The 18,760-nt window shown below is 54.6% G+C and carries 12 protein-coding genes; all 12 read right to left on the bottom strand.

Annotated features, from left to right (window positions below; translation table 11 throughout):
• Positions 1-2: 2 nt before the first annotated feature.
• Positions 3-1,169 (bottom strand): SMC-Scp complex subunit ScpB, encoded by a 1,167-nt coding sequence (gene scpB / locus LX66_RS02140; protein WP_145710246.1) that lies wholly within the window; start codon positions 1,167-1,169, stop codon positions 3-5.
• Between the two features lie 108 nt (positions 1,170-1,277).
• Positions 1,278-2,165: an ATP synthase F1 subunit gamma gene (gene atpG / locus LX66_RS02135; protein ID WP_145710245.1), complete on the bottom strand. Its 888-nt coding sequence runs from the start codon at positions 2,163-2,165 to the stop codon at positions 1,278-1,280.
• A 136-nt stretch (positions 2,166-2,301) separates the two neighbouring features.
• Entirely contained in the window at positions 2,302-2,883 is a 582-nt protein-coding gene (locus tag LX66_RS02130) for a DJ-1/PfpI family protein (RefSeq protein WP_145710244.1), read from the bottom strand.
• A gap of 29 nt (positions 2,884-2,912) precedes the next feature.
• Positions 2,913-4,673, bottom strand: coding sequence for a RagB/SusD family nutrient uptake outer membrane protein (locus LX66_RS02125; RefSeq protein ID WP_145710243.1), 1,761 nt, complete (start codon positions 4,671-4,673; stop codon positions 2,913-2,915).
• Positions 4,674-4,697: 24 nt separating this feature from the next.
• A complete protein-coding gene (locus LX66_RS02120; RefSeq protein WP_145710242.1) occupies positions 4,698-7,763 on the bottom strand; it encodes a SusC/RagA family TonB-linked outer membrane protein in 3,066 nt (1,021 codons plus the stop codon).
• 210 nt (positions 7,764-7,973) lie between these two features.
• Positions 7,974-9,599 (bottom strand): RagB/SusD family nutrient uptake outer membrane protein, encoded by a 1,626-nt coding sequence (locus tag LX66_RS02115; protein ID WP_211365949.1) that lies wholly within the window; start codon positions 9,597-9,599, stop codon positions 7,974-7,976.
• Between the two features lie 21 nt (positions 9,600-9,620).
• Positions 9,621-12,620, bottom strand: coding sequence for a SusC/RagA family TonB-linked outer membrane protein (locus LX66_RS02110; protein WP_145710241.1), 3,000 nt, complete (start codon positions 12,618-12,620; stop codon positions 9,621-9,623).
• Positions 12,621-12,783: 163 nt separating this feature from the next.
• The gene (locus tag LX66_RS02105) at positions 12,784-13,410 is read right to left on the bottom strand and encodes a 3-keto-disaccharide hydrolase (protein WP_145710240.1); all 627 of its coding nucleotides are present in this window, start codon (positions 13,408-13,410) and stop codon (positions 12,784-12,786) included.
• 90 nt (positions 13,411-13,500) lie between these two features.
• On the bottom strand, positions 13,501-15,066 hold the full coding sequence (gene rny / locus LX66_RS02100; protein WP_145710239.1) for a ribonuclease Y: 1,566 nt from the start codon (positions 15,064-15,066) through the stop codon (positions 13,501-13,503).
• 268 nt (positions 15,067-15,334) lie between these two features.
• Positions 15,335-15,628, bottom strand: a complete 294-nt coding sequence (locus tag LX66_RS02095; RefSeq protein WP_145710238.1) for a cell division protein ZapA — start codon at positions 15,626-15,628, stop codon at positions 15,335-15,337.
• Positions 15,629-15,632: 4 nt separating this feature from the next.
• Entirely contained in the window at positions 15,633-15,941 is a 309-nt protein-coding gene (locus LX66_RS02090; protein WP_145710237.1) for a hypothetical protein, read from the bottom strand.
• A gap of 7 nt (positions 15,942-15,948) precedes the next feature.
• Entirely contained in the window at positions 15,949-18,381 is a 2,433-nt protein-coding gene (gene pheT / locus LX66_RS02085; RefSeq protein WP_145710236.1) for a phenylalanine--tRNA ligase subunit beta, read from the bottom strand.
• Between the last annotated feature and the right edge of the window lie 379 nt (positions 18,382-18,760).

Below are 18,760 nucleotides of genomic sequence, written 5' to 3'. Positions count from 1 at the left end.
TTTTAGTCTTTCTCTTTATCGTCCTCATTCTCTTCGTCCTCCTCCTCGTCATCGTCCTCATCATCTTCTTCAAAGTCTTCGTCGTCCTCATCATCCTCATCATCCTCAAGGTCGTCATCATCATCGCCGTCCTCCTCCTCCTTCTCATCATCATCTTCTTCATCATCTTCGCCTTCTTCAAAGTCCTCGTCCTCCTCTTCATCGTCATCCTCATCCTCATCTTCATCCTCCCCATTATATTCCTCCATTTCTTCCAGTTCATCCTCCTCTTCTTCCTCTTCCTCCTCGCCGGGTATAATAGCGTCGGGATCGGCGGCTTCGGTAGTTGTGGCAGCCTCCGGCATATCATCTTCGGGCATTTCGCCGCTTACCTCTTCTGCCGTTTCCCCGGATACTGTTTCTTCCGGTGTTTCGGCAGCGGCGCCTTCGCTTTCATCTTCCGGGGGCGTATCAATACCAGGTTCCGTTTCTGTTTCTTCTGCAGGGGCCTCCGTTTCTTCCGTAATGGTCACGGTGGGAATGAAATGGTTCAGCAGCTCGCCGTTCTCTGATACTACCAGGCCGTTGCCGTTATTGGAATGAAAAGCCTCGTCGGTAATGAGGGTGGGCTGTATAGCTTCCTCGTCAAACACTTCCCTGAGCTTGGGCAGGTCCGCGGGCGAGTTCAGGCCAAAGTAATCCATGAATGCTTTGGAGGTGGCATACAGCAGGGGCTTGCCGGGCAGTTCCTCGCTGCGGCCGGATATGATGATCAGTTCTTTTTCCAGCAGCTTCTGGATGGAGTAGTCGGAGCTAACGCCCCGGATATGCTCTATTTCCCCTTTGGAAATGGGCTGTTTATAGGCAATAATGGCCAGTGTTTCCAGGGCGGCGGTAGAGAGGCGTTTCAGGAACTTCTCGCCGTTCAACTGGGCCACGGTCTGGTAATAGTCCTTTTTGGTGAGGAACTGGTAACCGCCCCCGCTTTCCCTTACCTCAAATGCATAGAATTCCGAGGCATATTTCTCGCGGATGGCCTCTATGGCTGTCTCTACCTGATCCAGCGTAGCACGGTCTTCCAGGAAGGCCAGCGCATTATTGAGCAGCTCCACAATTTCCAGTACCGGCAAGGGCCGGTCAGCGGCAAATATTAATGCTTCTACGTGCGGTATGATCTGGGAGATTTCCATAATTACGGTATAAAAAAAGCGTCAAAGACCGAAAGTTACAGTCTTTGACGCGTATGAAGAAATCTAAATTTTCCGCTGTTGATTTATTGTGAATAAGCAGTGAAACGCTTATCCTTCCAGGGCGGCGGCGCCGCTCACGATCTCCGTCAGTTCCGTGGTAATGGCGGCCTGGCGGGCGCGGTTGTAGGACAGCTTCAGGTTGCGCAGCAGTTCGTTGGCGTTTTCAGAAGCCTTGTCCATGGCGGTCATACGGGCGCCATGCTCAGAGGCGTGGGCGTCCAGTACGGCCTTGAAGAACTGTGTGTTCAGTATTTTGGGCATCAGCTCGGCTATCAGGGCTTCCTTTTCCGGTTCAAAGATGTAGTCGGCCTTGATCTGCTGCTGACCGTCCGCGTTCTCCACCTTGGCGATGGGCAGGAACGGCTCCGCGGTATAAACCTGGGTGGCGGCATTCCGGAAATGGCTGTACACGATCTCCACGGCATCATAATCGCCGTTGATAAAACCGTTCAGCGCTATGGCGGCAGCCTGTTTTACGTGCTCAAAATTCAGGTCGGCAAAGAGATGCCAGTACTGGTCATTGAGTTTGTAGCCGTTCTTGACAAAGTGCTCGTAGCCTTTCTTACCGATCGGCATAAGCTCTACCTGGCCCTTGGCATACTGCTCGGCGTATTTTTCGCGGATACGTTGCTTGGCCAGCTTAATAAGGTTGGAGTTATAGGCGCCGCACAGCCCGCGGTCTGAAGTGATCACCACGATCAGTACTTTTTCCACCGGCCTTTCTGCCGCCAGGGCCATTTCAATGTCGCCTTCGGTGTTGGAAACAATGTTCTGCAACATTTCCTGGAGCTTCAGGGCATAGGGGCGCATCAGCAGGATGGCGTCCTGTGCACGCCTCAGCTTGGCGGCGCTTACCATTTTCATGGCCTTGGTGATCTGCTGGCTGGATTGTACTGATTTTATACGGTTACGAACTTCTTTAAGCTGTCCAGACATAATTAAGTACTAAGTTTTCAATTTGGCTGCAAAGGTAATTAATAATTAATAATTAAGAATTAATAATCGTAACACAGGGGCCAGACGGAACACTTGTGCTACGATTATTAATTATTAACTATTCATTATTAATTATTCAGGGTTCAATACGGGTGCCCAGCACCTTCAGGAAGGCGGCTATCCACTGCGGGTGGGCGGGCCAGGCGGGGGCCGTTACCAGCAGCCCGTCTGTTACGGCTTCGTCTATGTTTACATGCTCGTAGTGCCCGCCGGCCTGGGTCACTTCCGGGCCTACCGCCGGGTAGGCGGTCAGCTTTTTGCCGCGCACCACGTCCGCCGCCGTCAGTATCTGGATGGCATGGCAGACGGCCGCCACCGGTTTGCCGGCTGAGAAAAAGTGCTGTACCAGCTCTATCACCTTCCTGTCCAGGCGCAGGTATTCCGGCGCGCGGCCGCCTGCAATGGCCAGGGCGTCATAGTCCGCCGGCTTCACATCGGCAAAGGAAGCGTTCAGCACAAAATAATGCCCCCGTTTTTCACTGTAGGTCTGGTCGCCCTCAAAATCGTGAATAGCGGTGATCACCTTGTCGCCGGCCGCCTTGCCGGGACATACCGCATGGACCTCGTGTCCTACCATCTGCAGCATCTGGAAGGGCACCATTGTTTCATAATCTTCAGCAAAATCGCCTGTGAGAAAGAGGATCTTTTTCCGCGCCATAAATTTGGAGTTTTAGGAGGCAGAAGTTACTAATAATATCCCGGATTCTGTTCCTCCTCTTTCGGCCCCGGGTTGCCCAGCCGCTCTATATGCGCCTGGGGAATGGGCCGCAGTTTGTGAAAATCGCGGATGTTGGCGGCCTCCCGGTTATGCTCCTTAACCCGCTCTACCAGCTTTTCCGTGCGCACCAGGTCGTGCCAGCGCATGCATTCGCCATGCAGCTCCAGCATACGCTCCGTGAGCATAAAGTTCACAAAATCGTTGCTGATGTCTGTCGGTGTCACCATGATCAGCGGCTCGGTGCTTTTGGTCAGGTCGGCCGGGTCGCCGCCTTCCACCAGGTAGTACTGGGCTGGTTTTACCTCCCCTTCATGATAGGCGGCGCGCTTCCGCACGATGTTGATATATTCCGCCGCTTTGGTAAAATCGCCCTTGCGCCCGTAGGCTTCCGCCACCATCAGGTAGGTTTCCGCCAGCCGCATCAGGAAGAAATCCCGGGAGCCGCGCTCCTCTGTTTTGTCGGGCCGCTCGGGGTCCAGGAACTTAATGAGCGTGGGATACCATTTGGGATTGAACTGGGTGCGGGATATCCACAGGTAGGGCGTTTGGGCCCGTTGCGGATCATTGTCCGGCAGGCGGTCCATGGATACATATACGGCAGTATCGCCCAGGTTGAACTTTGGTTTGCCTACCAGGGAGGGATCAGGTGCGTTGGAGGCATCCCATTTGGGACGGTTGGCCTCGTTGTTGCACAGGTAAGCCCATTTAAAGCTCTTGTAAAAACGGCTGTCGTTCTTCCGGTCATAGGCATCCATCAGGAAATCCGTAGGGCGCAGGCGCTTGAAGGGGCGGCCGTTGGCCACGTCCCGCTGCATGCCGGGTAATATGTCGTATTCCATACCAAAGTACAGGTGTAGCCGGTTGCCGTCCCCGTTGATCAGCAGGTTTTTGCTGAACTGGATAGCAAACACCACTTCACTGTTCTTTTGGTTGTTCATGTCCCACAGGCGGGCATAGTTCTCTACCAGGGCATAGTTACCGGAGCTGATCACCTGGTCGCCGTAATAGATCACGCTGTCCATGTCCGTGGCTTTTTGCCCGCGCTGGTCGGTAACGGCGCTGCCCCGGGTAAGGTATACTTTGGCCAGCAGGTGCCGCGCGGCGCCTCTGGTGGCACGGCCATAGTCGCCCTGGGTGGCGGGCAGGTGGTCTACGGCAAAGCGCAGGTCGCTGATAATAGCGTCATATACCTGCGACACTTCCGCCCGTTTGAAGTCTGTTTGCACGCCGATGTTCTCTTCCAGCAGCAGCGGCACCCTGCCCCAGGTTTGCACCAGCATGAAATAGCAATAAGCGCGGATGAAGCGCATTTCGCCCAGGCGCATGTTGCGGTTGGCATCGTTGGTGTAGAAGTTTACGCCATTGATCGCCGGAATGCGGCTGATGCACAGGTTCGTGATGCTGACACCGCGGTAGTAGCTGGTCCATATATCATGCAGCCAGCCGCTGTTGGCGTTCAGCGTGGTGTTGTACTGGTTAAAGGTGGCCTTCTGGGAGCCGTCGGCGCCTTCTGTAAATTCATCGGTGCCGTATTCACTGAGGGCAAAGCCATGTTCCCGGCCCAGTGGATAACGCAGCTCCGCATAGGCGGAGTTCACGGCATCTTCAATACCATCCTCGGTATCATAGTAATCATAGGAAACGCCTGATATCAGCTTTTCATCCAGGTATTTTTTACAGGAGGAAAGGAGCAGGGCCAGGCAGCATATATAAAGGCAAATTCTTTGCATAACATTTTCGTTTATAGTATACAGTTAGAAACCAACATTGAGTCCGAACAGGAAAGAGCGCGGCGTGGGCGTGGATACCGGGGAGGTGCGGAAGTTACGGTCGCTGCTGCTGTCGTTCAGCACTTCCGGGTCCATGGAATCTGCTTTGGTGAACATGAATGGGTTTTCCGCGCTCACGTATACTTTCATGCTCCGCACGCCCAGCCGGTTCAGCAGTCCCTGGGGCAGGTTATAGCCCAGGGTGGCGGTTTTCACTTTTACAAAAGAGCCGTCCTCGTAATACAGCAGGTCCTGGAACTCCACGTTCTCCACATCGGCAGACGGGCGCGGGTACTTGCCATCCGTATTGGTGGGCGTCCAGTAATCAATGGCCATATGGTTATACCGGCCGGCCAGGGCCAGGCGCTTGTCTGTACGGATGAGATACTTCTGCTGGGTGTAGATGAACACCATCAGCTCCAGGCCTTTATAGGAAAAAGTGTTGGTAAGGCTGCCGATCCAGCGGGGCGTGGTATAGCCCAGTATGGCGCGGTCGTCCGCCGTGATCTTGTGCTCTTTCGGGTCATATACATTACCGAGGCGTATTTTGCCGGGGGCAAAGTTGGAGCCGTTCTTGTTATACTCTTCCATCAGCGCCAGGTCTTCCGGGGTGTTCTGCCAGATACCATCCATCCGGTAATCGAAAATAACGCCGATAGGCTGGCCGATAAACCATTTATTGCCGATATCATCCTTTTTACCGCCATAGAGGCGCTCAATGCGCTCGCGGTTGGTGTAGAACATCCAGTCCGTGGTCCAGCGGAAGCCGCTTTTGGTGTCCACGTTCAGGGTGTTGAGGCTTACTTCCAGGCCGCGGTTGCTGGTCTCGCCCACGTTGTACTGTATGTTGGGGAAGCCGGATGCGGTGGGCAACTGCCGGTCCATGATAAGGTTGGAGGTGCGCTGCAGGTAGGCATCTACGGTGCCGGCTATACGTCCTTTCAACAGGGTGAAGTCCAGCCCCACGTTGTACTGCGCCGTTCTTTCCCAGTGCAGCAGGGGGTTGGGTATCTTATCCGGGCGGAAGCCGTAGGCCGGTACGTCGTCCCAGGCATAGGAGGTTTTGGTGAGGGAGCCCAGCGTTTCATATGGATCTACGGAGGAGTTACCGGTAACGCCATAGCCTAAACGTAGCTTAAGATCGTCAAAGAATCCGGCGCTTTGCATGAAAGGCTCCTGTTTTACCCGCCAGGCCAGCGCAGCGGAAGGGAAGAAGTCAAATTTATTGTCGCTGGCCAGTACAGAGGACCCGTCCGCGCGGGTAGATAATGTCAGGAGATACTTATCCTTGTAGCTGTAATTGATGCGTCCCATGAAGGAGGCGAGGCGCTGGCGCTTGTAGTTGCTGGCGATGCCATCAATGGTTACAGCAGTGCCGATGTTATAAAATCCCTGGCTTTCATACGGCAGGTCGAAGGCTTTTTCCTCCGAGCTTTCAAACCGCTCCTCCTGTATACTTTGCAGCAGGGTGACGCCCAGGGAGTGGTTTTTGAGATCCTTGTTGTAGAACAGCAGGTTCTCCAGGGTGTAGGCAAAGCGGGAATCGTTGTAGATCCTGGCCCAGGCGGTACCGCCCTTGCGGTCCGTGGTCATAGCGGAGCGGAACTCTCCCTGCCGGTAAGGGCCGTAATCCGGGCCGAAGTTGATGCGGTATTTCAGCCCTTTTGCCAGTTGCACTTCCCCGAAGAAGCTGCCCAGGAAGCGGAACTTGCGGCGCTCATCCACCATGCCGTTCACATCAAACAGGGGATTATAGATCTGGGCGTCGTTACCTGGCTGGAAGATCAGCTTCCCGCTGGAATCATAGGGGGCCGACAGCGGGTTAATGCCGTAAGTAGCACTGTACAGGTCAGAGCCATAATTCTGTATAAAGGAAGAAAAAACGGAGGACATGCCGATGCGGATCGCGTCGGTGATCTGCTGGTCCACGTTCAGGCGCAGGCTCCAGCGGGTATAGTCCTGGTTTTTGATAATGCCCTTGTTCTGGTAATAGGAGGCGGAGAACAGCACCTTGGTTTTATCATTGCCGGCCGTTACACTTACCTGGTGGTTCTGTATAAAACCGGTGCGCAGCACCAGGTCGCCCCAGTCCGTACTATGGATCTTTGACGGATCATAGTTACCGTTGGCGTCATAGGCGTTCAGCACATTTTGCAGCACGGTGGCATCCTGTTTAAAGAGCTGCTCATCCAGCGCTTTGTCCGGTACGTCGGATGGATACTGGTTGTTCCGCGTGTTGCGGAAGGCTTCCCGGCGATACTCGGCGTAGCCCGGTCCGTCAAAGGTCTCCATCAGCTTCAGCGGCTCCTGTACGCCGGTGTAGCCATTGTAATCTACGGTGACCTTGCCGGCCTTACCACGCTTGGTGGTGATCAGGATCACGCCGTTGGCGCCACGGGAGCCGTAGATGGCGGTAGCGGAAGCATCTTTCAGCACTTCCATGGAGGCAATATCGTTGGGATTCAGCTCGCTGATGCCCACGTAAATGGGAATGCCGTCTATCACGTACAGCGGGTCGCTGGAAGCGTTGAAAGAGCGGCGGCCGCGGATCTGTATGCGCGCATCCGCCCCGGGACGGTTACTGCTCTGCGCCGCGTACACGCCGGGTGCGCGCCCCTGTAATGCCTGCGCCGCGCTCAGCACCGGCGACTGTTTTATCTTGGCCTCGCCGATAGAGACGATGGAGCCGGTCACATCCCGGCGCTTTTGTTGTCCATAACCTACTACCACCACTTCATCCAGCTTTTTGAGGTCTTCCTGCAGGACGATGTTGATGGTAGACCGGTTATCTATTGCCTGTTCCTGTGAGAGATAACCGATGAAAGAGAATACCAGGGTATTTTGCCCGCCGGGTACTTTCAGTTGGTACTCGCCCTTCATGTTGGTTTGCGTTCCCAGGGCTTTACCTTTAACAGACACGGTCACGCCGGGCAGGGGGGCGCCGTCTTTAGCGTCTGTAACTTTTCCCTGTATAGTGGATTGTGCATAGAGGGTCAGGCTGTGGCAGAGCAAATAAAGCCACAGGCCCCCATAGGAGAGCTTGTTTTTCATAACAGTGGATTAAAATTGTTAACGAGTTGTCGGTTAACCGTTACTACAAGTTAAGATTATTTTCAAGATTCTGCAATCGTTTGCAAGTAATTAACAATTAATAATTAACAGGGGAGGATGGGGGAAAGGGGGAACGTGCAGGTAAGCAAATGTGCTGACGATGGCCGCGTGTTTTACGCGATGCCATCATCAGCACAAGAGCACATCAGGTCAGTATCCTTCATTCTGGGGAAATTCGGCAGGGTTGCTTACGCGGTCCAACTGGCTTTGCGGAATGGGCCGCAGGCGGTGCTTGGGCAGTATGTTGGCCCCTCCGTCGGGGTTATGGGCCTTTACCCTTTCCAGCAGCTTGCCGGTGCGTTTCAGGTCAAACCAGCGGAGCTGCTCGCCTACCAGCTCGCGCCCCCTTTCGTCCAGTATAAAGTCAATGTTCAGTTGCCCGGGTGTTATTTTCATCGCTTCCTGGTGCGCGGTGGTCTCTTCCTGGGTAGCGCCCTGCCGGGCGGCGCGCACGCGCAGTGCGTTGATGAAGCTGGCCGCCGTGGCATTATCCCCTTTCATCATCAGCGCTTCGGCTGCTACCAGGTAATCTTCCGCCAGGCGGAACGCAATGAAGGGGCGTACGCCGGAAGCCTGGTTATCCGGCCGCAGCGCATCGGCAAACTTGTTCAGCGAGGGATACAGCACCTGCGTATAATTGCGGGGCGGTACCAGCAGGTAAGGCTTGCTGTTGATCTCTGCATCCGGGACGTTGTAGCCGGGCATCCATACGGACGTATCCCCGCTTTGCAGCGCCCCGGAAGGATTGTTGACAAACCATACGGTGGTGAAGAACTTTTCATACCGGGTATCATGTACGCGCTCCGCATACAGGGTATCCAGCAGGAAGCGGGTGGGCCGGAAACGCTTCCAGGGCGTGCCGTTGGCGAGGTCGCGCTTCATGCCGGGCAGTATGTCGTACTGCATCAGGAAAAAACGGCAGGCGTTGTTGTCATCGGAATTATACAGCGGATCGCTGGTATACTGCGCCGCCCATACCGTTTCCGCGTTATCCTCGTTGCCCTGCGCCCATACGTCACCTACATCGGGTAGCAATGAAAAGCTGTAATCATTGATCACCCGCTGCGCGTACAGGGCGGCATTGTCATAGTCCGTTGACTGTGCCGCGGAAGAAGAGGCGCGGGTAAGGTATACCCTGGCCAGCAAATGCTCTGCGGCAGGTTTGGTGGCGCGGCCCCATTCCGTAGCTGCTACCGGCAGGTTTTCCGCTGCGTACACCAGGTCTGCAATGATGGCATCGTAGATGGCGGGTATGGAATCGCGGTGGGCTTCCGTTACAATTTCCGTGTTCTCGTGCAGTTGCAGGGGAATGGCGCCAAACAACTGCATCAGCATAAAATGGTAATGCGCACGGCAGAAGCGGGCTTCCCCCACGCCGCTGCGTTTCACGGTGGAATCCAGCCCCTCTATGGCGTCGGCCCGGTCCACCACCACGTTGCAGGTATTGATGGCCTGGTAGGTAGCGTCCCACAGCTCCTGCAGGTGGGAGTAGCGGGCATCCAGTTGCGAGGTGTACTGGTTGGCAAACTTAAAGTTACCATCGGAGCCGTTGGTATAGGTGTCCGTACCAAACACGGTGAGCGACATGCCGCGCTCCGTGCTGTAAAAGCTGCGCATGGCTACATAGGAGCCGTTTACGGCGGCCGTAAAGCCCCCGGTGGTATTATAGAAATCGTCATTTACATTGGATACTACGTCTTCATCGAGCATCTTGTTGCAACCGGCGGCGGTAAAGGCCAGCAGCACAATCATCATCCGGCATATATTCCTGGTCATAACGTACAATTTTAAAGGTGGTTAGAAAGTGGCGTTGATCCCGAACTGCAGCATCCAGGTAGCTGGTGCATCCACACTGATAGTATTTACATCTTCCGGGTCAATGCCTTTGTAATCCTGGCGGTAAGGCGCTATGATGAGCGGCTGCTTCACGTTTACGCTTACACGCAATGCTTCCATGTTCCAGCGTTTCATCAGGCTGGCCGGCAGGGCGTAGCCCAGGCCGATGTTGCGGATCTTGAAGAAGGAGCCGTCAAAATAGCTGAGCGTGGTGTAGTTGTTGGGCCGCTCCTGGTTGCGGTTGGGCCGCGGGAAAGCATTGGTAGGATTGGACGGTGTCCAGTAGTCCACGTCCAGGTTGTTGTAACGGCCAAACAGCGTATTGTAGTTCTGGTAAAAATCGCTTTTGATCATATTGCCTACGCGGGCAAAGGCCACAATGGAAAGATCGATGCCTTTCCAGGAGAAGCGCTGGGTCATGCCGCCGGACCAGTCGGGTTGCTGGGAGCCCAGTATCACGCGGTCGCTGGCATCTATGCGCTTGTCGTTGTTTACGTCCCGCAGGCGGATCTCACCCTGGTGCTGCTGGTATACCTGGGCTTCCTCCTCGGTTTGCCAGATACCGATCTTTTCATAATCATAGTATACGGTAATGGGCTCGCCGATGAACCAGCCGTTACCCGGATCGTCCCTGCCGCCATTGCCCAGGGAAAGTATCTTTTCCCGGTTGATGAAGAAGTTGACATCCGCACTCCAGTTAAAGCCGTTGGGATTGTCGATGATCACGCCGGACAGGGCCAGCTCCACACCTTTATTCTCCGTGGCGCCTACGTTTTCCAGCACGCTGTTAAAGCCGTTGCTGATGGGCAGCAGGCGTTGCAGCAGCAGGTCCGTGGTCTTTTGCCGGTAAATGTCCGCGCTGCCGCTCAGGCGTCCCCTGAACAGGCTGAAGTCTATCCCCAGGTTATAGGAGGTGGTGGTTTCCCAGGTCAGGTTGGGATTGCGCAGCAAGGTAGGCTGGTAGCCCAGCACGCCTTTGTTGTTAAAGGAGTAGGGGCTGCGTCCCAGCCCGCCCTGTGTAGCGTAGGGCGGTATGCCGGTGTTGCCTATTTTACCCCAGCTCAGGCGCATTTTCAGATTATTCAGCCAGGTAACGGGCTTCATGAATTCCTCGCCGGTCATATTCCAGGCCAGCGCCACGGAAGGGAAGTAACCCCATTTTTTGCCGGGCGCAAAACGGGAGGAGCCGTCCGCGCGCAGGGTGAGGGTCACCAGGTAGCGGTCGTCAAAGCCATAGTTTACGCGGCCCATGTAGGAGAGGATGGTCCAGGTGCCCAACTGGCTGCCGATGGCGGTCACATTCCCTGCATCGTCCAGGTTGTACCACTGCTGGTTTTCCACCGGTATGCCGCGCACGCTGGCATTGGCGGAGTCTTCGCGCTGGCGCTGCACGCTGTACAGGGCGGTAATGCCCAGGTTATGCCGCTGGCTGAATACCCGGTTGTAAGTAAGCAGGTTTTCCACCGTATAGGCAAGCACGGTATACCCGTTCTTCTGGGCGGTAGCTTCGCCGCCGCCTATAAGGCGGTCCGTGTTGTTCCTGCCCTGGAACAGGCCGTAATTGTTCTGCTGGATATCGGGACCTACATTCAGCCGGTACTTCAATCCTTCCGCCAGGTCTACCTCCCCATACAGGCTGGTAAAGAGGCGGAAGCGGGTCCTGTCCTCCACGCGGTTATCATCCTCGTAGTCCAGCAGGGCATTGGGCTGCTGGCTGTCGCCGGTGGGCAGGGTGATCAGCTTGCCGCTGGAGTCGTAGGGGGCCGCAATGGGCAGCATTTTAAGGGCGGCGCTCATGCCATTGTAGGTTTCCCCCCTGCGCTTGCTGTAGGAGCCGAGTAACGACACGCCGGCCCGGATGCGTTTGCTCACCTGCTGGTCCAGGTTCACATGCAGGTTGTAACGCTCAAAGCTTTGCAGCTCAAACACGCCCTGCTGCTTGTAGTAGCCGAGGCTTACCGCATATTTGGTCTTTTCATTGCCGCCGGATATGCCCAGGTTATGGGAGGTTTGCCAGCCGGTAGAGAGCATCAGGTCCTGCCAGTCGGTGTTCACCCCTCTTTTTACATTGGCATATTCGGTAGCGTTGAAGATCGCTGCATCGGAAGCATCGGGGTTGCTGTCATCATAATCCCCGATGGCGCGGTTAGCTTCCCGCCGCATTTCAATGTACTGGCTGGCATTCATCATATCCGTTTTGCCCAGGGTATTGATAATGCCGTAATCCGCGTTGTAGGTCACCTGCGTTTTGCCCGGCCTGCCGCGGCGGGTGGTGATGAGTATCACGCCGTTGGCGCCGCGGGAGCCGTAGATGGCGGTGGCGGAAGCGTCTTTCAATACATCCATGGAAGCAATGTCTGCCGGGCTGATATCATTCATGTTGCCGGCATATGGGATACCGTCTACCACGTACAGCGGATCGTTGCCGGCCGTAATGGAACGGTTGCCGCGCACGCGTACCCGCGGCTCGTCGCCCGGCTTGTTACTGTTGATCAGCACATCGATGCCCGCCACGCGGCCCTGCAGCGCCTGTTGCGGGTTGGTAACGGACACTTCCTGTATAGCTTTGGAATTGATGGAGGCGATGGAGCCGGTCACGTCCTTTCTTTTCTGGGCGCCATACCCCACCACCACTACTTCGTCCAGTTTTTTCAGGTCTTCGCCTAACTGGACGTCAATAGTAGTACGCCCGTTAATGGCCACTTCCTGCGAGGCATAGCCGATAAAGGAAAACACCAGCTTGCCCTGCGGATCGCTTACCTGCAGGCGGTAATGTCCCTGGCCATCGGTTTGGGTGCCGGAAGCCGTGCCCTTAACGGCTACGGTTACACCCGGCAGCGGGGTGCCGCCTTTGGCGTCTGTAACATTTCCCTGGATAACGGTGGTTTGTGCGTGGATGACGAGGCTATGGCATAGCAACAGGAACAGCCATACCCCCCCGGGTTTAAGCATGTTTTTCATAAGCGTGTTATTTCTGTTTAACGGTCAACGGTTTTTCATTCAGCAGTTTTTATATGGTAGCATGGTTTTGTGTAGAACAAGATATATAAAATCCGAGGGTTTTGCAAACGATTGCAAAAGAAATTATAAAGAAAAATTCAGACAGGCAGGATGAGCCCGGTTACTACAACTCCCGGATCCAGATATTGCGCCAGCGTACTTTAATGCCGCCGCCAGAGTGGATCTGCAGGGCTATCTGCCCGCTGCGGCTGCCTATTTTTTTGTCCGTGAGGGTGATCATTTGATGGCCATTGAGCCAGGTGGTGACCTTGTTGCCTTTTACGCGTATTTTCATGGTATTCCATTCGCCCATCTGCAGGTAGTGGTCTTTGTCTGCAGGGGGCTGTATGAGCCATCCCCGGCCGTAGGATTCATAGATACCGCCGGTATGCGACCCGGGAGGGGCTACTTCTGCCTGCCAGCCGGTTATTTTGGTGCCTTCTATGGAAGAATGGAAGAATACGCCGCTGTTGCCGTTGGCCTCCTGCTTAAAATCCAGGCTCAGCTCAAAATCCCTGAACTCCTGTTCTGTAGCCAGGTAGCCGTATTCTTTGTCCGGCCCGCTCTCGCATACCAGGTTGCCATTGTCCACATACCATTTCTCCGTACCGTAGATCTTCCAGCCGTCAAGGTTCTTTCCGTTGAAGAGGGTAGTGGCTTTCTGGGCAAAGGCGGCGGAGGCCATCAACAGGCATCCTGCTGCCAGCAGTCCGGCGTACAACCGTCCGCGTAGTGACGTGGTATTTTGCATAACAGGTATTTATTTACAGGCCGTTAAGATAATAAAAAAGGCCCGGCATCAACTGCCGGGCCCTATATTTTTTACGATAAACGACTGTTTTTAGCGGGCTACGTTCACCGCGCGTTTTTCGCGTATCACGGTTACCTTGATCTGGCCGGGATACTGCATTTCCGTCTGTATCTTGGTAGCGATGTCGAAGGAAAGGCGGTCCGCATCGTTGTCCGTTACCTTGTCGCTTTCCACAATCACGCGCAGCTCGCGGCCGGCCTGGATGGCATAGGCCTTTTCCACGCCATCGTGGGCCAGGGCCAGGTTCTCCAGGTCCTTGATACGCTGCAGGTAGCTCTGCATGATCTCGCGGCGGGCGCCGGGACGGGCGCCGCTGATGGCGTCACAGGCCTGCACAATGGGGGAGATCACGTACTGCATTTCCATTTCATCGTGGTGGGCGCCTACGGCATTCACCACGGCGGCGTGCTCACCATATTTCTCGCAGAGCTTGGCGCCCAGCAGGGCGTGGCTCAGCTCGGTCTCTTCATCGGGCACCTTGCCTATATCGTGCAGCAGGCCGGCGCGTTTGGCCAGCTTGGGGTTCAGTCCCAGCTCTGCCGCCATCACGCCGCACAGGTTGGCGGTTTCCTTGGAGTGCATCAGCAGGTTCTGCCCGTAGGAGGAGCGGAAGCGCATTTTACCCACCAGGCGTACCAGCTCCTTATGCAGGCCATGGATGCCCAGCTCTATCACGGTCCTTTCCCCGATGTCCATTACCTGCTCTTCCAGCATCTTCTTGGTCTTTTCCACCACTTCCTCGATACGGGCGGGGTGGATACGGCCGTCCTGCACCAGGCGCTGCAGGGAGAGGCGGGCAATTTCGCGGCGGAGGGGATCGAAGGAGGATAATACGATCGCTTCCGGGGTGTCGTCCACGATCAGGTCCACGCCGGTAGCGGCCTCAATGGCGCGTATGTTACGGCCTTCACGGCCGATGATCTGGCCCTTGATCTCGTCGCTTTCCAGGTTGAACACGGTAATGGCATTCTCAATGGTCTGCTCGGCCGCGGTACGCTGGATGGACTGTATGATGATCTTTTTGGCTTCTTTATTGGCTTTTGTCTTGGCGTCCTCGATGATCTCCTGGATATGGGCCAGGGCCTGTGAGCGGGCTTCTTCCTTCAGGCTTTCCACCAACTGGTGTTTGGCTTCTTCCGCGGTAAGGCCGGCTACTTTTTCCAGGCGGCGGATGTGCTCTTCCTGGTGTTTTTCCAGGTCGTTGCGCTTGATGGCTACCAGCTCCATCTGCCTGCCGAGGTTCTCCTTGATGGCTTCGTTCTCCTGTACCTGTTTCTGCACGTGCTCATGCTTCTGGTTGAGGCTCAGCTCTTTTTGCTTGATGCGGTTCTCTGCGTCGGCCAGCTTCTGGTTGCGCTGTATCACTTCCTTTTCGTGCTCACTCTTCATCTGCAGGTATTTCTCTTTGGCTTCCAGTAACTTGTCCTTTTTGAGGTTCTCAGCGCTTACCTGTGCATCCGATATGATCTTCTGTGCCTGTTGCTCTGCTTCCTGTATTTTGTGCTGCGTGTTCTTGGCAAAAATCACCTTACCTAACACAATACCAATGATCAACGCCACCACTGCGGCTATTGTCGTTATAAAAGTAATATCCATATAAAAAATTTAAAATTGAATATATATTGCATTCTTCGCCAGTTCCCATCTGGGGGGCGGTAGAACTTGACGCGCGAAAATAACAAAAATAATGTGCAGAAGTGCGGATAAGCGGATGTACAGATGAGCCGGAAGTACGCATGTACACAAGGCTCCAGGAAGGGTTAGTGAGTAACTTGTTTTATTTCAGATTGTTATGTATTTATGAAATAAATTTATATTACTACCTGTTATTCTGTTTTTCCAGCTATCGCTGTTCGTTTGCACATCATTTCAACTGTTCGTCTAACAACTCTTCCAGCCGTTGCAACTTTTCCTGTAAAAAAGGGGCCATGTCGGCCTGGGCCTTACCGCCGCTGGTCACCGGGTGGGTGGCGTACATAATAAGGGCCATGGCAATATAGTCCTGCAGGTCTTTACCGGCATAGGCCGTTTTGAATTCGATGATCTTTTCGTTCACCTCCTTCATGATCCGGCGCACGGCTTCCTCCTCCTCCGGTTTTATCTTGATCCGGTAGGAGCGGTCTGCCACTACTATGTTTACGGGGATCAGTTGTTCCATTGTCTTATCCGTTCAGCAGCGCAATGCACCTGTCTATTTCCCTGATATAATCATTGATCCGGTTGCGCATTTCCTTCTTAAATTCTTCGTCTTCTTCCGGGGTGGCAGGTTTACCGCCTGCAACGCCCGCTATTTTTGCAAGATGCAACTTTTCTTCCAGCATAGCAATAGTTTGCTGCTGCCGGCTGGTTTCCTGCTGTTGCAACTGGAGCTGCTCTTTCAGCAAAGCATTGTCCGCCTGCTCCTGCTGCAGTTTTTTCAGCAGGAGGAACAGTTTTTCCTCAATGCGTTGTATGTGTTGCTCCAATCCCATTAGCCCGTTATTTCCTGATCTGCGCCTGTAGCTGCGTTTCAAAAGCCTTTACCAGCTTGTCCATTACGGTGTCTATCTCCTTATCTGTCAAGGTTTTGCGGATGTCCTGGAAGGTAAAGCTCACCGCGTAGGATTGCTTGTTGGCGCCCAGTTTCTCACTCTCAAAAACGTCGAAAAGGTTGATATGTTGCAGCAAGGGCGATTTCACGGCCCGTGCCGTGGCTTCCACATCGGCAAAGCGCACTTTTTTGTCCAGCACCAGCGCCAGGTCTCTGCGCACGGCCGGGAATTTCGGGATTTCGCTGTAAAAGTTATCCTTTTTTGGCAAGGCGGCCAAAACGGCCTGCCAGTTGATGTCCGCAAACCATACCGGCTGCCTGATGTCAAACTGTTTCAGCTTTTCGGGGGCTACGGCGCCCAGCACCACCAGTTGCTGCCCACGGACCTTTATCTGCCAGGCATGCTGCAGGCCGGCTGTTTCCGCCTCCGCCCATTGCAGTTCCCTGATGCCCAGTTGGGCCAGTATGTTGCCCACGTATCCCTTCAGGTAGTAAAAATCTACCGGCGCTGCCTGGTACAGCCAGCTTTCCGGCCTTTTGCGGCCGGTGAGGTACAGGCTCAGGTGCTCGGTTTCCCCGTACTTGTTGTCCCCGGCAAGGGCGTAGGTCTTGCCGAATTCAAAGAACAGCAGGTCCTCGTTGCGCCGGTTCAGGTTATAGGCAATGCTTTCCAGGCCGGTCTCCAGCATGGAAGGGCGCATTACATCCAGGTCCGCGCTGAGGTTGTTGATCATTTTCACGGTACGCTCCAGCACTTCGGGCGGGAAGTATTTGCTGTTGGTGATGGAGTTCGTGAATATTTCATGGAAGCCGTTGGCGGCCAGGTAACCGGCTATTTTTTCCCGTACCGCTTCCCGGTCCGGCCTGGCGGTAATGGACGGTGTGATCAGCACCTGGGCGGGTATTTCAATATTGTCCAGGCCGTCTATTCGCATGATCTCCTCCACGATGTCGGCCGGGATGGAGATATCCGGCTTGCTGTAGGGTACGCTTACCCGCAGGCCTTCGGAATCAGTTTCCAGTATCTCAAATCCCAGGCTGCGGAGAATGTGCTGCACCTTTTGCGTGCCGTATTCCTTGCCGCTCAGCTTTTTAATATAGGCCCAGGTAACGCGCACCTCCGTTCTGGGTTTGGGCTGCGGGTACACGTCCGTTACAGGAGAAGCTACCCGGCCGCTGGCCAGCTCGCAGATGAGCGCGGCGGCCCGCTGCAGGGCAAAGAGGGTACCGGAAATATCCACTCCTTTTTCAAAGCGGGTAGCCGCATCCGTGCGCAGGCCGTGCCGGAAAGAGGTAGGCCGTATGCTGGCCGGGCTGAAGCAGGCGCTTTCCAGGAAAATGTTGCGGGTCTGCTCCGTAACGCCGGAATGCAGGCCGCCGAACACGCCGGCTATACACATGCCCTCCCCGTTGCCGTCGCAGATCATGAGGTCCGCTGCATCCAGCTTGCGCTCTTTTTCATCCAGCGTTACAAAGGGGGTGCCGGCGGGCAGGTTCTTTACAATGACCTCCCCTTTGGCGATGGCGTCTGCATCAAAAGCATGCAGGGGCTGGCCGGTTTCGTGCAGTATGAAGTTGGTAATGTCTACTATATTATTAATAGGCCGTACCCCGATGGCCAGCAGTTTGTTGCGCAGCCAGTCCGGCGAGGGGGCGGTTTGCACCCCGGTAATGGAAATACCGCTGTAACGGGGGCAGGCGGTGGTGTTCTCCACCATTACGGCGATGGTAAGGGGCGCGTCTGCTTTGGGCAGCTCCAGCAGGGCCGGCAGCTTTACCTGGTACCCGGAGGTGTTTTCCAGGTTATTAAAGTAGGCGCATACGTCGCGGGCCACGCCTATATGGCTCATGGCATCCATGCGGTTGGGCGTGAGCCCTATTTCGTATACCCAATCCTGTACGGGATTGAACACGTTCCGCGCAGGGGTGCCGGGCTGCAGGGCGGCGTCCAACACCATAATGCCGGCATGGCTGCTGCCCAGGCCTATCTCGTCTTCGGCGCAAATCATGCCTTCACTTTCTTCTCCGCGTATTTTCGCCTTTTTCATGGTGAGCGGCTCCCCGGTTACGGGGTAAATGGTGGCGCCGATGGGGGCTACCACTACTTTCTGCCCGGCGGCTACATTGGGCGCGCCGCAAACAATGCGCAGGGGCGTGCCGTTGCCGGTATTAACGGTAGTGAGCTGCAGCTTGTCGGCATTGGGATGCCTGTCCACGGTCAGCACTTCACCTATCACCAGCCCTTCCAGGCTGCCTTTGATGGATTCGAACTGCTCCAGGCTTTCCACTTCCAGGCCGATAGCGGTTAAAATAACGGACAGTTCCTCCGGTGACGGCTGTACCGGCAAATATTCACAAAGCCAATTGTAAGAAATAGTCATTTGATCAGTTAATAAAGTGGTGTAAAGATAATATTAATGTGCGGATGGCGAATGTGGCATATGCCCCTCGAAAAAATGTGAATTACCGGGCAAGAAAATTGTGGAAAATCTTTTTGCACAAAGTGTGTGAATAATCGGAGATTTGCAGGGTACTTTTATGCTTATTGGTGGAAAACCGGATACCAGTCAGTGGATAACTGTCATTTTGCGTGTGTATAACCTGTGAATGCGGTTTGATAAAAATAGTCCGGTCATCGTAGGGCTTTAATGGAAAAATGCCGTTACCTTAGTTTTTACGGCTCAAAAAAGTTTACAATTTCATAAAGAAGAATTAATACTGGAATGCGAAAAAAATTGTAAAGCCTCGGGGGTATAAAAG

Origin of the sequence: Chitinophaga japonensis (assembly GCF_007830125.1) — a bacterium.
Taxonomy (GTDB): domain Bacteria; phylum Bacteroidota; class Bacteroidia; order Chitinophagales; family Chitinophagaceae; genus Chitinophaga; species Chitinophaga japonensis.
This window is presented reverse-complemented; position numbering and strand designations above follow the sequence as displayed.

What these genes read in the sequence shown, in the direction of transcription:
- scpB (WP_145710246.1), bottom strand. Translation starts at nt 1,169, where the DNA reads ATGGAAATCTCCCAGATCATACCGCACGTAGAAGCATTAATATTTGCC.
- LX66_RS02095 (WP_145710238.1), bottom strand. Translation starts at nt 15,628, where the DNA reads ATGGAACAACTGATCCCCGTAAACATAGTAGTGGCAGACCGCTCCTAC.
- LX66_RS02120 (WP_145710242.1), bottom strand. Translation starts at nt 7,763, where the DNA reads ATGAAAAACAAGCTCTCCTATGGGGGCCTGTGGCTTTATTTGCTCTGC.
- LX66_RS02115 (WP_211365949.1), bottom strand. Translation starts at nt 9,599, where the DNA reads ATGACCAGGAATATATGCCGGATGATGATTGTGCTGCTGGCCTTTACC.
- LX66_RS02125 (WP_145710243.1), bottom strand. Translation starts at nt 4,673, where the DNA reads ATGCAAAGAATTTGCCTTTATATATGCTGCCTGGCCCTGCTCCTTTCC.
- LX66_RS02090 (WP_145710237.1), bottom strand. Translation starts at nt 15,941, where the DNA reads ATGGGATTGGAGCAACACATACAACGCATTGAGGAAAAACTGTTCCTC.
- atpG (WP_145710245.1), bottom strand. Translation starts at nt 2,165, where the DNA reads ATGTCTGGACAGCTTAAAGAAGTTCGTAACCGTATAAAATCAGTACAA.
- pheT (WP_145710236.1), bottom strand. Translation starts at nt 18,381, where the DNA reads ATGACTATTTCTTACAATTGGCTTTGTGAATATTTGCCGGTACAGCCG.
- LX66_RS02130 (WP_145710244.1), bottom strand. Translation starts at nt 2,883, where the DNA reads ATGGCGCGGAAAAAGATCCTCTTTCTCACAGGCGATTTTGCTGAAGAT.
- LX66_RS02110 (WP_145710241.1), bottom strand. Translation starts at nt 12,620, where the DNA reads ATGAAAAACATGCTTAAACCCGGGGGGGTATGGCTGTTCCTGTTGCTA.
- LX66_RS02105 (WP_145710240.1), bottom strand. Translation starts at nt 13,410, where the DNA reads ATGCAAAATACCACGTCACTACGCGGACGGTTGTACGCCGGACTGCTG.
- rny (WP_145710239.1), bottom strand. Translation starts at nt 15,066, where the DNA reads ATGGATATTACTTTTATAACGACAATAGCCGCAGTGGTGGCGTTGATC.